The following is a 12,965-nucleotide window of genomic DNA, read 5'->3' on the forward strand; positions in this document are numbered from 1 at the left end:
TTAATTTCAAAGAAAGGAAGCCTTTGCGATGCAAAGGCGCGGTGACTATCATTATGGAAACAATCCATCATGACCAACAGGTGATGATTTATGGGCATGGTTCTGCCGGTCTGCTGGCAGATACCCTGAAGGACATGCGGGCGAAAAAGGTGCTTGTTGTCTGTACGGATCCGTTTCAGCCGATGTTTTTGGAGCATCAGCTTGAACTAGGAACAGAGTTTGTCCTGTTTGACAATTTCACCCCCAACCCGCTTTATGAATCGGTTGTGGAGGGAGTTGAACTTTTAAAACGCGAACACTGCGACTGCATCCTCTCCATTGGCGGGGGCAGCTCGATTGACGTAGCAAAGTGTATCAATCTTTTCGCTGTGCTCGATCCGGAAATTAACTATCTCAAACAGGAATGGAAGGGTGTTGCCGTACCCCATCTTTGTATTCCGACAACTGCGGGAACAGGAAGTGAATCCACCCGGTTTGCCGTTATCTATTTTGAGGGAGAGAAGCAATCGATTGCAAGCGCGGACTGTATCCCGGATCATGTCATCCTGGAGCCGGAATTTTTAATCACTCTCCCGCTTTACCAGAAAAAGGCGACCGTTCTTGACGCTCTGTGTCAGGCGATTGAATCTTACTGGTCGGTCAATTCCAATGAGAAGAGCAAAGAGTTTTCACGGGAAGCGATGAAGCTGATTCTGAAAAATCTAAGGGCATATCTGGAAAATGATAAAAGAGCCGCGGAAGAGATTTGTCTGGGCGCTAACCTTGCAGGACGTGCCATCAATATTACCCAAACAACAGCCGCGCACGCGATGAGCTATAAAATTACCTCCATGTACCATATGCCGCACGGACATGCGGTAGCGGTCTGCCTGCCGCAGGCGTGGGCCTATATGCTCGCCCATCTGGACGAGTGCATTGATCCGCGCGGAGAGGCTTATCTTGGGTCGGTCCTGGAAGAGCTTGCCGCGTTTCTCGGGCTGGAAACCGGGAAAGCGCCTGAAGCATTCTTTGCAGTAACCGCTGCGATGGGGATGCTCCCGACAATTTATCTGACTGCAGACGAAGCAGGGGAACGTGTGATGCCGGAGGAAATGGAAAAGCTGATCCATTCTGTCAATCCGGTTCGGCTGAAAAATTTCCCAATCCATCTGACCGAAGAAGCCATCCGGGAAATCTATACAAAGGTTTTCACCAAATTGCCGGAAACAGAAATCAAAAAATTTGCCGAACAGGGAAACGCTTACCTCAAACAGTTTGAACAAGCATAGGGATGGTATAAAAGCGAGAGAGAAATCGAGTCGGTTTCTCCCTTGCTTTTTATTTTGAAAGCAAATTTGTATTTTTGACAAAAAATGGTCTAGTCTCGGTCGGATTTTCTCAAATGAAAATATTGACGGCGGTAATAGAATATGATATGCTATTCTTAAAAGCAGAGATGGAGAAAAGTAAGACAATGTAGTTGTCACAGAGAGCAGGGGATGGTGCGAGCCCTGCACAATGTTTGTCCGAAAGAACACTCCGGAGCTGCGAGCTGAACTCCTGAAAGGAAAGTAGGCAAGCCGTCTGCCCGCGTTACTGGGCTAGCGTTTCAAAGGCGAACGCGAAAAAGGGGTCATTCTGCCTATGGGCAGGAATGGCAATTTAGGTGGCACCGCGGATTGGCAGCGATTCGTCCTATGGGTTAGGATGGATTGGCTGCCTTTATTATTTCCATCAAGAAAATAATAAAAAGAGGTGCTGACTATGTGTTCAATTATGGGTTATTTAGGAAAGGATTTGCCGAAAGAAACATTTACCGAATGCCTGCTGCGGACAAAAGAACGGGGGCCGGATGACTGGCGGGTGGAGGAAACTCCCTTTGGCTGGCTCGGTTTTGCGCGCCTTGCGATTATGGGGCTTACTCCGGAGGGAATGCAGCCTTTCCACCGGGATGGCTGCTGGACGGTCTGCAATGGGGAACTGTACGGATTCCGCGCGATGAAAAAACAGCTAGAGGAACGAGGCTATCAGTTCCAGGGAGACTCGGACTGCGAATTGCTCCTCCCGCTCTATCGGGAATACGGGTTGGAGATGTTCCAGCATTTGGATGCTGAATTTGCCTGCCTGCTGTACGACGGAACAAGTGGGAAGCTGGTTGCGGCGCGTGATCCAATCGGAATTCGTCCGCTCTATTACGGTTATTCCGAGAGCGGCGCGGTTGCATTTGCCAGTGAGCCGAAAAGCCTGGTTGGGCTGGTGAAAGAGATTTTTCCATTTCCGCCGGGACATTACTGGTGTGATGGGACGTTTACCTGCTATCTGGATATCTCCCATGTGGACAGCTATTGCCATGATGATCTGGGCGCTGTCTGCGCTGCGATCCGGGAAAAATTAGTGGCCGGAATTGAAAAACGCCTGGATGCGGATGCGCCGCTGGGCTTCCTCCTCTCAGGAGGGCTGGATTCCAGCTTGGTTTGCGCAGTTGCGGCAAGGCTGCTTGGAAAGCCGATCCGTACCTTTGCGATTGGAATGGATACGGATGCAATTGACCTGAAATACGCGCGCCAGGTTGCAGATTATATCGGGGCAGAGCATACAGAAATTATCATGACGAAGGACGAGGTGCTCCGAACGCTTCCGGAGGTGATTGCAGCGTTGGGAACCTATGATATTACAACAATCCGTGCCAGTATGGGAATGTATCTGATCTGCCGGGCGATCCATGAGCAGACGGACGTCAAAGTTTTGCTGACTGGCGAGATTTCCGATGAGCTGTTCGGATATAAGTATACGGATTTTGCCCCCAGCGCAGCCGAGTTTCAGAAGGAAGCGCAGAAACGGTTGAGCGAGCTGCACTATTATGATGTATTGCGGGCGGATCGATGCCTGGCAAGCAACAGCCTGGAGGCAAGGGTTCCGTTTGGCGACCTGGATTTTGCCCGCTATGTCATGGCGATTGACCCGGCTAAAAAGATGAATACTTACGGTAAGGGAAAATATCTCCTCCGCAAGGCTTTTGAGGAGGGAGAATGGCTGCCGGAAGGTATCCTTTGGAGGGAAAAGGCAGCTTTCAGCGACGCTGTCGGGCACAGCATGGTAGATGACCTGAAAGAATATGCTGAAGCGCAGTATACCGACGAAGAGTTTGAAGAAAGGCGCAGGCAGTTTGACTTTGCGCAGCCCTTTACCAAGGAAAGCCTTCTTTACCGGGAAATATTTGAACGGTATTATCCGGGGCAGGCCAAGATGGTGCCGGATTTCTGGATGCCGAACAAATCCTGGGAGGGCTGCAACGTAGACGATCCGAGCGCGCGCGTCCTTGCAAACTATGGAGACAGTGGAAAATAAAGAACAGGATGAGCCCTGCCGTTTTTCGGCAGGGCTCATCCTGTAAGCCTGGAGACCTATCGTGGATTATCGCTGACAGAACCGGCCAGTTCCGTCGGAGCCACCCCTTCCAGCTTTTTAAAGACGCGGGAGAAATATCCGACATCGTAAAAGCCGGAGAGATAGGCGATATGGCTGATCGGATATTTCGGGTAAGTCGCATTCTGGATCAGCTTTTTTGCAAGATCAATTTTCATTCGGTTGAGGTACTGCACCGGGGTCATCCCGGTCTCGCGCTTAAAGCAGCGCCGTACATAATCGTCGCAGTAGTTCATCTGCTCCATTGCATCCCGGATTTCGAAGTCGGGATTAGTAAAATTCTGCGCGATCAGGTTCTTCAGGATTTCAACCCGTTCATCCTGATGCTCTGCCTGATCCCACCGGGTGATAAGCGCGCAAACTGCCTCCATCAGCGTTGCTGCAATCTGATCATTATTGTCCTGATGGTAGTGCTGATATGCGATTTCCAGGAGCTGCTGCACCTCTTTTTCCGGATTATCTTCAAAATGATGGTGGCGCAGGCTGTTAAAATAATATGGGTCAGAGAACAGGATAGACAGGTCGGCGAAACCGCCTTCCCTGGCCGCCTTGTGGTGGACTACGCCGGGCGGGCAGAGTACGATAGCACCGGGATGAAATTCTGTTGTGTCCTGGCCGAGATAATTTAATCCGCTGCCTTCAGTGTTGATGATGATTTCCCATACGTCATGCTTGTGAGGAAAGACAGTAGCGGACTTTGAATAAAAGATTTGCATCTGGAAAATTTTCATAAAAACCACCTTTTATGTATATTATATACCGGAAAGTCGGTTTTGTCCAGATTTATTTCGCTTTTATGATATTTCTCAAGCGGATTTGCTGATATGATATAAGTGTAGTCAGGAATAGAAATGTACAAAGGCTGCAGGAGGAAAATTAGATGAAGCAGATTGTGATGACTGGCCCGAAAACCAGTAAAATAATAGATGTAGAGATCCCTAAAATTGATGATAACCATATTCTGGTCCGTGTTACCTATACGGGGATGTGCCATTCAGAGTGGTATCCATGGTCAACGGCTCAGCCCGGAGATGTATTCGGGCATGAGACGGTAGGCGTAGTAGCAGAGGTCGGCAGAAACGTCAGGGGCTTTTCGGTCGGGGATCGTGTGACAGGCCTGGGCGGCGGTGGATACAAGGAATATATTGTTATGGAACCCCACAAGGCTTGCCATGTGCCGGATAATCTGGATGATCTTGATGCGATTGCAGAGCCGCTTGCGTGCCTGTTAAGCGCAGGGCAGAAAATGTCCCCGGCATTGTGCGGAGACCCGATTGCGGTTGTAGGAGCCGGTTATATGGGGCTTGGGATGATTTCTCTTTTCCGCGCAATGGGCTACGGCGATATTATTGTGGTCGACCCGCGGGAGGAAGCCAGGGAAAATGCCCTGAAATTTGGCGCAACGGCGGTTTATACACCGGAGAACCTGCCGCAGGAGATGGTGTTAAACTGGAAAACCTGGGGAAAACCGGATTTGACCCGAGACGGCCATAAGGCAGATATCTTTAACCTTGGCTTCCATGATGTCATGGAGTTTGCAGGTACAGAGGCCGCGCTCCGGCTGGCTGGTGATATGGTTTCAGCCCATGGACGGCTGGGCATCGGCGGCTTTCATAATGACGGAGACCGTTTGATTGACTATAAACTATGGAATATGAAGGCGCTTACTTCGGTCAACTGCCATGAGCGGCGGATCGAATATGAAGCAGGTTTGTGCAAACGGGCGCTCGAGCTCATCTCCAAAGGAATTTGGAAATTCAAAGGCGTTACCAACCACGTCTATTCTATGGAAGAATTTGACAAGGCAAACTATGATATGGAAAGTAAGGTTGGAAATTTCATTAAAGGTGCGGTTCAGTGCAGCGACTAGCAGTTGTTACGGAAATAGAAAAATGGCAAAAGCGGTTCCAGCCTCCATCTGGAGCCGCTTTTGCCATTTCTGGCTGACAAAAAGGACGATAGGGAGATATCTCCCATCGTCCTTTTTGCCGTTTGAAGGATTAATAGTGAACGCTGTAGAGCAGTTGCGTGTAGTTTGGATAAGGCCAGTATTCCTCTGAGGTGGCTTCCTCCATTTTGTCTACGGTGGCGCGGAGCTGCTCCATGTCTACCAGCACCGTATCTTTGAAGCAAACGCCCTGTTCAGTAACGTCGCTGAGTTCCTGTGCGGCCGACAGATCGCGCTGGAGCTTGCCAACCTGTTCGTAAGCCAGCTTTACATCCTCGGACAATGCTTTGATCTGATCCATTTCATAGTCAAGTGGGATCGAATCGCAGAGCGCTTTTTTATCCAGCGCCGACTGCGTCAGGGAATGAATGTAGGAGGCGACTGCCGGCAGGATTTTACGTTTTGCCATATCCAGCATTGTGAGTGCTTCGATGTTAATTTTTTTGCTGTAGGATTCCATCAAAATTTCATATCTGGAATGAAGCTCTGCTGTGGTGAAAATTTTATGCTTGGTGAACAGCGCGACATTTTTATCGGAAATGAAGCTGGGCAGCGCGTCTACTGTAGTTTTCAGATTCAGTAGTCCGCGTCGTTTTGCTTCTTCCACCCATTCATCAGAATAGTTGTTTCCGTTGAAAACGATCCGCTTATGTTCGGAAAAGGTCTTTTTGATCAGCTCATGTAATGCTGCGTTGAAATCATCCGCCTGTTCGAGAATATCGGCAAACTGGGAAAGCTCTTCTGCGACAATCGTGTTGAGTACGATGTTCGGCCCGGAAATGGACAGGGTGGAGCCCAGCATCCGGAACTCGAATTTGTTGCCGGTGAATGCAAACGGAGAGGTACGGTTTCGGTCGGTGGTGTCCTTCGGAAAACGCGGCAGGATATGCACGCCAACCCGCATGTCTTCTTTATCCTTCTGGCTGTAGGCCGAGCCGTTTTCAATTGATTCCAGGATTTCAGTCAGCTCATCGCCTAAAAACATCGAGACGATTGCCGGCGGCGCTTCATTCGCGCCCAGCCGGTGGTCGTTCCCTGCGCTGGCAACGGAAACACGAAGCAGATCCTGATACTCATCCACTGCTTTGATTACTGCGGTTAAGAAGAGGAGGAACTGTGCGTTTTCCCTCGGGGAATCACCGGGCTCTAAAAGGTTGACGCCAGTGTTGGTAGAGATAGACCAGTTGTTGTGCTTGCCGCTTCCGTTCACGCCGTCAAACGGTTTCTCATGAAGCAGGCAGGCCATGCCGTGACGGGAGGCGACCTTCTGCATGATTTCCATCATGAGCTGGTTGTGGTCGGTTGCAACATTGGTAGAGGAAAAGATCGGTGCGAGCTCGTGCTGGGCCGGCGCAACCTCGTTGTGCTCGGTTTTTGCGAGGACACCGAGCTTCCAGAGCTCCTCATCCAAATCTTTCATAAATGCTGCGACGCGGGGCTTGATTACACCAAAATAGTGGTCTTCCAGTTCCTGGCCCTTCGGCGATTTGCTCCCAAACAGGGTGCGGTTGCAGAGAACCAAATCTTCCCTCTGCTGGAACGTATCCTGGTCAATCAGGAAATACTCCTGTTCCGGCCCGACGGTGGTGTTAACGCGGCTGACTTCGGTATGCCCGAACAGCCTCAGAATCCGCAGAGCCTGTTTGTTAATCACCTCCATAGAACGGAGAAGCGGAGTCTTTTTATCCAGCGCCTCACCGCTGTAGGAGCAGAAAACGGTCGGAATGCATAGGGTATCGTCTTTGATAAAGGCATAGGAGGATGGATCCCATGCGGTATACCCCCTGGCCTCAAAGGTAGCGCGCAGTCCGCCTGACGGGAAGCTGGAGGCGTCCGGTTCTCCCTTCACCAATTCTTTTCCACTGAATTCCATGATAACTGAGCTGTCTCCTTCCGGAGAGATAAAGCTGTCATGTTTTTCCGCGGTGATTCCGGTCATTGGCTGGAACCAGTGTGTAAAGTGGGTGGCACCCTTTTCTACTGCCCAGTCCTTCATAGCATTGGCAACGACATTGGCAATACTCTTGTCAAGGCTTTTGCCCAGCTCAATAGTTTTCCTCAACGCCCTGTATGTATCTTTTGGCAGCCTTTCCTTCATTACATGGTCGTTAAACACCATGCTGCCGAACAATTCCGGGATACGGCTTAGTTCGTCCTTTGCTTTTTGTGCGGATAATACAACCTGGCTCATCTGCATTCCTTCCTTTCTCCTCATTCATCATAATATTAGTTTAACAGCAGCCATAATAAAAAAAGAAAGCGCCGCGGCATCCTGCCGCAGCGCCCTTGCTGTTTCTGCTTGCATTATATTCCTGTTTTTAAGAATTGTCAAGAGAAAATTTGCAAGTTTTTTCAAATCCCTGTCATTTTTATCCTGAATAACAAAAAACAATAGGAATAAAAGCTTTGATTTGTAAAGAACAGAAATCTTTTCGCAAGTTATTGACAACAAACTTGCAATATATTATAATAGTTCCAATGAACAACGGCGTTCATGATATGATGTCTTTCCATGGGCAAAGACGTGATATCATGAACGCTTTTTTTATGTTTGAGGGGGAATGAGGCTATGTTGAAGGAAGGCCAGGTAAGAATCCCGTCAGGGTGCGCGATCTCAGGAGTCTTTTCAAAGGACGGTACGCCCGTTCGGGGAGATAGAATGATCGAATCAATCGCAGTTATGCACGACCGGAGCAACGGCCTTGGAGGGGGATTTGCAGGATACGGGATTTATCCGGAATACGCAAACAACTATGCGTTCCATGTGTTTTATGATAATCTTGAAGCAAAACAGCAGTGTGAAAAATTTTTGGAGCTGCATTTTGATGTCATTAACCTCTCAAAAATTCCAACCAGGAAGATAGAAAGCATTACCGATGAGCCGATGATGTGGCGGTATTTCGTAATGCCGCTGTCCCATAAGCTGGCTGACAGCCAATTGGATGAAAAGGAATTTGTCGCTCGGTGTGTGATCCGGGTAAACACCAATATTGACGGCGCGTATATCTTTTCGAGCGGGAAAAATATGGGCGTTTTCAAAGCGGTTGGTTTTCCGGAGGATGTCGGACGGTTTTACCGGCTGGAAGAATATGAAGGCTACTGCTGGACAGCTCACGGCCGTTACCCGACCAATACGCCTGGCTGGTGGGGCGGAGCGCATCCATTCTCCTTGCTGGACTATTCTATTGTGCATAACGGGGAAATTTCCTCCTATGATGCGAACCGGCGCTATATTGAGATGTTCGGTTACCGCTGTAACCTGCTGACAGACACTGAGGTGATCACTTATATCTTTGACTACCTGCTCCGCAGGCAGAGGCTCACTTTGGAGGAGGCCGCGCATGTTATCGCAGCGCCGTTCTGGAGCACCATTGAAAAGATGCCGGAGAAGGAGCGGGAGACGCTTACTTATCTGCGAAATCTCTTTGCCGGTTTCCTGATCACAGGGCCATTTTCCATTTTGCTTGGCTTTGAGGGCGGGATGATGGCACTGAACGACCGGTTAAAGCTGAGGTCTATGGTGGTTGCGGAGAAGGGTAATCTCTTTTATGCCGCCAGCGAGGAAGCGGCGATCCGGGTCATTGAACCAGAGCTGGATCGTATCTGGGCGCCAAAAGGCGGAGAACCGGTGATTGTGCGCCTGAATCAAAAATGTCAGGAGGGACAGGGATGTCGTTAGAATATATTTATCCGGAATTTGAGGTGATTCGGAACCCGGAACGGTGTATTGCCTGCCGCGCCTGCGAGCGGCAATGTGCAAACGAAGTCCACTCCTATCACGAGGAGAAGGGCGTAATGCTTGCGGACGAATCTAAGTGCGTCAATTGTCATCGGTGCGTAACCCTCTGTCCGACAAGGGCGCTGAAAATCGTGAAGACAGACCACACCTTCCGGCCAAATGCCAACTGGACTTGGGATGTGATCCGGCAGGTTTACCGTCAGGCTGACACCGGCGGAGTACTGCTCTCCTCGATGGGAAACCCGAACAATTACCCGGTTTACTGGGATAAGATGCTGATTAATGCCTCCCAGGTTACCAATCCGCCGATTGACCCGCTGCGGGAACCGATGGAAACCAAGACCTTCCTGGGGAAAAAGGTTCACAGGGTAGAGCGCGGGAAGGACGGCCGGCTGATCAACAATCTGGAACCGGGGATTGAGCTGACCACGCCGATTATGTTTTCCGCAATGAGCTACGGTTCTATCAGCTATAATGCGCATGCTTCTTTGGCAAGGGCCGCACGCGAGCTCGGAATCTGCTATAATACCGGAGAAGGCGGGTTGCATGAGGACTTTTATGAATACGGGCCGAACACCATCGTCCAGGTGGCCTCCGGACGGTTTGGGGTTCATAAGGATTATCTTAATACTGGAGCCGCTATTGAAATCAAGATGGGTCAGGGAGCAAAGCCGGGAATCGGCGGGCATCTCCCTGGGGCAAAGATTGTCGCGGACGTATCCAAAACCAGGATGATTCCGCAGGGGTCGGACGCAATTTCTCCGGCGCCGCATCACGACATCTATTCGATTGAGGATCTTCGCCAGCTTATCTTTTCACTCAAGGAAGCAACCAACTATCAAAAACCGGTGATCGTCAAAATCGCGGCAGTCCATAATGTGGCGGCAATTGCCAGCGGGATTGCGAGAAGCGGCGCGGATATTATCGCCATTGACGGTTATCGGGGCGGTACCGGCGCGGCGCCGACTATGATCCGGGATAACATAGGCATTCCGATTGAACTTGCCTTGGCCTCAGTTGACCAGCGCTTGCGGGAAGAGGGAATCCGCGGGGAGGTTTCCATTGTCGTGGGCGGGAGCATCCGATCCAGCGCCGACGTCGTCAAAGCGCTCGCACTGGGAGCGGACGCCGTCTATATTGGGACAGCCGCACTGCTCGCGCTCGGGTGCCACCTGTGCCGTTCCTGCCAGTCCGGGAAATGCAATTGGGGGATTGCAACCCAGCGGCCTGACCTTGTCAAACGGCTCAATCCAGAGGTTGGGACAGAACGGCTTGTGAATTTGGTACGCGCCTGGACTCATGAAATTAAAGAAATAATGGGAAGCATGGGAATTAACTCGATTGAAGCGCTGAAAGGAAACCGTTTGATGCTGCGGGGCATCGGGTTAAACGAGAAGGAATTATCCATTTTAGGAATCAGCCACGCCGGCGAATAAGAAGAGAGGGAGCAAGCTTGAAACGGGTTTATGTAAATGAAGAATGGTGTTTGGGGTGCCATTTGTGCGAATATTACTGCGCTTTTGCAAATTCCGGGAAAGAAAGCATGATCGACGCACTCAAGGGAGAAACGATCCATCCGAGAATTCAGGTTGAGGACGGCGGGGAAATCCACTTTGCGGTTTCCTGCAGGCATTGTACGGAGCCGCTCTGCGTAAAGGGCTGTATATCCGGCGCGCTTACCATTGAGGACGGTGTAATCCGCCTGAAGGAGGAAAAATGTGTCGGGTGCTACACCTGCGTATTATCCTGCCCGTACGGAGCGATTATGCCGGGCGAGGGAAAGGCGGTACAGAAATGCGAACTGTGCCTGAACAATACTCATGGCACGCCTCTTTGTGTACAGGGATGTCCAAACCGGGCGATTGTATTTGAGGAACGGTAGAGGAAAGGATAGATTGATTATGAAACGTTATGTAATCATCGGGAATTCGACCGCCGCAGCCGGATGCATTGAGGGAATCCGGCAGAGTGACCGGGATGGAACCGTCACCGTGATCTCCAAAGAGCCTTACCATATCTACTCGAGACCACTGATTTCCTATCTGATGAACGGAAAAACCGATCTGGAACGGATGAAATACCGCCCGGATGATTTCTACCAGAAAAACAGGGTGACTACCATCCTCGGACAGGAAGCAGCGAAGATCGATGCCCAAAACCAATTTGTCCTTCTGGAAAACGGACAGGGCATACCCTATGATGAGCTTTTGGTGGCGACCGGCTCCAGGCCGTTTATCCCGCCGATGGAAGGCATCAAGAAGGTAGAACATCCATTTACCTTTATGACATTGGACGATGCAAAACAGCTTCAGCAGAAGATAACGCCGGATAGCCGGGTGCTGATTATCGGCGCAGGTCTGATTGGGCTGAAATGTGCCGAAGGGATTCTGGGACAGGTGAAAAAAATTACAGTGGTTGACTTGTCAGATCGAATTTTATCTAGTATTCTAGATGTAGAAGGCTCAAAAAGGGTACAGGAGCATCTGGAAGAAAAGGGGCTTGTCTTCTATCTTTCGGACAGCGTGTTATCCTTTGAGGCTGGTTCCGTAGCCTTAAAAAGCGGCGGGACGGTGCCGTTTGACATCCTGGTAATAGCGGTTGGCGTTCGCCCGAATACAGAGCTTGTTTCTGAAGCGGGCGGGGAGGTAAACCGGGGAATCGTCATAAACAGCCATTGCAAAACCACGCTCCCGCATGTCTATGCGGCGGGAGACTGTGTCGAGAGCTTTGATATTACTACCGGACAGAATCGGGTTTTGGCGCTTCTCCCAAACGCTTACCTGCAGGGAGAAACGGCCGGGCTTTTTATGGCCGGAAACGAACAGGAAAGTCTCCCGCTTTTCCCGATGAATGCGATGGGACTCATGGGGCTGCATATGATTACGGCCGGAAGCTATGAGGGGGAGCCGATGCTGATTCAGGACGGAGATACCTACCAGAAATTGTTTATCAGGGACGGTGTGCTTAAAGGATATATCCTGATCGGCGATATCAAACGCGCGGGAATTTATACGTCTTTGATCCGGGAGCAAACGCCGCTGGATGAAATTGAGTTTGAACAGATGAAGCTTCATCCGCAGCTCATCGCGTTATCCAAGCAGAAACGGAAACAGGTTTTGGCACAGCCGCATTAAAAGGGAGGACTGAAGATGAAGATAGATGCACAGGGGCTTAGCTTTCAGGAACTGAACCGGCAGGTGAAGCAAAGCGCTGACAGGAAAATAAAAATTCAGAACTGCTGCGGCCAGCGCTATATTGCCAGCGGGCTTGCGGATAAAGAACTGTCCATCGTCGGTGTGCCGGGAAACGCGCTGGGCGCTTACCTGGACGGAACAGATATTTACGTGCAGGGAAATGTTCAGGACGCAACCGGGGATACTATGAACGCGGGCAACATCTATGTTAATGGGATGGCCGGGGACGCGACCGGCTATGCAATGCGCGGGGGAAGCATTTTTATTCATGGGGATACCGGCTACCGTACCGGAATCCATATGAAGGAATACCAGGAGAAAAAACCGTTGATTGTAGTCGGCGGTGCGGCTGGAAGCTTTCTGGGCGAATACCAGGCCGGCGGCACGATTATCGTGCTGGGGCTTCAGTCCGACGGGCAGGCGCCGGTTGGAAATTTCTGCGGCATGGGAATGCATGGCGGGAAAATCTATCTGAGGGGCGATTCTCTCCCGGCTGATCTCTCCGACCGTCTGCTGCACAGAGTTGCCGGATTGGAGGATTTACAGGAAATCGAACCGGTATTAAAGCAGTTCTGCGAGCTGTTCCACGAGTCGATGCAGACCATCTTGGAAAAGCCGTTTTATATTATCACACCAAACAGCAAAAACCCATACAAACAGCTTTATACAACCAACTAAC

10 protein-coding genes and 1 other annotated feature are annotated in these 12,965 nt (G+C 50.4%); of the genes, 8 read left to right on the top strand and 2 right to left on the bottom strand.

The window, feature by feature from the left end; translation table 11 throughout:
• Positions 1-23 precede the first annotated feature (23 nt).
• Together CZ360_RS09910 and asnB are read left to right on the top strand one after the other, a co-directional pair.
• Entirely contained in the window at positions 24-1,268 is a 1,245-nt protein-coding gene (locus CZ360_RS09910) for a phosphonoacetaldehyde reductase (protein ID WP_205411122.1), read from the top strand.
• Between the two features lie 155 nt (positions 1,269-1,423).
• Positions 1,424-1,680 (top strand) — a binding site (T-box leader).
• Positions 1,681-1,743: 63 nt separating this feature from the next.
• Positions 1,744-3,327, top strand: a complete 1,584-nt coding sequence (gene asnB, locus CZ360_RS09915; protein WP_077534050.1) for an asparagine synthase B — start codon at positions 1,744-1,746, stop codon at positions 3,325-3,327.
• Between the two features lie 56 nt (positions 3,328-3,383).
• On the opposite strand, the gene CZ360_RS09920 is transcribed toward asnB, so the two are convergent.
• Positions 3,384-4,136, bottom strand: coding sequence for a helix-turn-helix domain-containing protein (locus CZ360_RS09920; protein WP_077534051.1), 753 nt, complete (start codon positions 4,134-4,136; stop codon positions 3,384-3,386).
• Between the two features lie 149 nt (positions 4,137-4,285).
• On the opposite strand from CZ360_RS09920, the gene CZ360_RS09925 reads away from it, so the two are divergent.
• Positions 4,286-5,275: an alcohol dehydrogenase catalytic domain-containing protein gene (locus CZ360_RS09925; RefSeq protein WP_077534052.1), complete on the top strand. Its 990-nt coding sequence runs from the start codon at positions 4,286-4,288 to the stop codon at positions 5,273-5,275.
• A 130-nt stretch (positions 5,276-5,405) separates the two neighbouring features.
• Here CZ360_RS09925 and CZ360_RS09930 read toward each other — a convergent pair whose 3' ends face one another.
• Positions 5,406-7,544 (bottom strand): glutamine synthetase III family protein, encoded by a 2,139-nt coding sequence (locus tag CZ360_RS09930; protein WP_077534053.1) that lies wholly within the window; start codon positions 7,542-7,544, stop codon positions 5,406-5,408.
• 378 nt (positions 7,545-7,922) lie between these two features.
• Between CZ360_RS09930 and CZ360_RS09935 the strand changes: the two genes are divergently transcribed.
• The 5 genes from CZ360_RS09935 to CZ360_RS09955 are packed head-to-tail and all read left to right on the top strand — an operon-like array spanning position 7,923 to position 12,964.
• Positions 7,923-9,032, top strand: a complete 1,110-nt coding sequence (locus tag CZ360_RS09935; protein ID WP_077534054.1) for a class II glutamine amidotransferase — start codon at positions 7,923-7,925, stop codon at positions 9,030-9,032.
• Positions 9,023-10,528, top strand: a complete 1,506-nt coding sequence (locus CZ360_RS09940; RefSeq protein WP_077534055.1) for a glutamate synthase-related protein — start codon at positions 9,023-9,025, stop codon at positions 10,526-10,528. The genes CZ360_RS09935 and CZ360_RS09940 overlap by 10 nt, the downstream gene beginning before the upstream one ends.
• A 17-nt stretch (positions 10,529-10,545) precedes the next feature.
• A complete protein-coding gene (locus CZ360_RS09945) occupies positions 10,546-10,974 on the top strand; it encodes a 4Fe-4S dicluster domain-containing protein (protein ID WP_077534056.1) in 429 nt (142 codons plus the stop codon).
• Positions 10,975-10,993: 19 nt separating this feature from the next.
• Positions 10,994-12,226: an NAD(P)/FAD-dependent oxidoreductase gene (locus tag CZ360_RS09950; protein WP_077534057.1), complete on the top strand. Its 1,233-nt coding sequence runs from the start codon at positions 10,994-10,996 to the stop codon at positions 12,224-12,226.
• Between the two features lie 15 nt (positions 12,227-12,241).
• Entirely contained in the window at positions 12,242-12,964 is a 723-nt protein-coding gene (locus CZ360_RS09955; RefSeq protein ID WP_077534058.1) for a GltB/FmdC/FwdC-like GXGXG domain-containing protein, read from the top strand.
• The last annotated feature ends 1 nt before the right edge of the window (position 12,965 follow it).

It is taken from the genome of Massiliimalia massiliensis (genome assembly GCF_900155615.1).
Classification (GTDB): Bacteria; Bacillota; Clostridia; order Oscillospirales; family Ruminococcaceae; genus Massiliimalia; species Massiliimalia massiliensis.

Excerpts from the sequence above, each read along its gene's own strand:
- CZ360_RS09935 (WP_077534054.1), top strand. The coding sequence starts at position 7,923 with ATGTTGAAGGAAGGCCAGGTAAGAATCCCGTCAGGGTGCGCGATCTCA.
- CZ360_RS09930 (WP_077534053.1), bottom strand. The coding sequence starts at position 7,544 with ATGAGCCAGGTTGTATTATCCGCACAAAAAGCAAAGGACGAACTAAGC.
- asnB (WP_077534050.1), top strand. The coding sequence starts at position 1,744 with ATGTGTTCAATTATGGGTTATTTAGGAAAGGATTTGCCGAAAGAAACA.
- CZ360_RS09950 (WP_077534057.1), top strand. The coding sequence starts at position 10,994 with ATGAAACGTTATGTAATCATCGGGAATTCGACCGCCGCAGCCGGATGC.
- CZ360_RS09955 (WP_077534058.1), top strand. The coding sequence starts at position 12,242 with ATGAAGATAGATGCACAGGGGCTTAGCTTTCAGGAACTGAACCGGCAG.
- CZ360_RS09920 (WP_077534051.1), bottom strand. The coding sequence starts at position 4,136 with ATGAAAATTTTCCAGATGCAAATCTTTTATTCAAAGTCCGCTACTGTC.
- CZ360_RS09925 (WP_077534052.1), top strand. The coding sequence starts at position 4,286 with ATGAAGCAGATTGTGATGACTGGCCCGAAAACCAGTAAAATAATAGAT.
- CZ360_RS09940 (WP_077534055.1), top strand. The coding sequence starts at position 9,023 with ATGTCGTTAGAATATATTTATCCGGAATTTGAGGTGATTCGGAACCCG.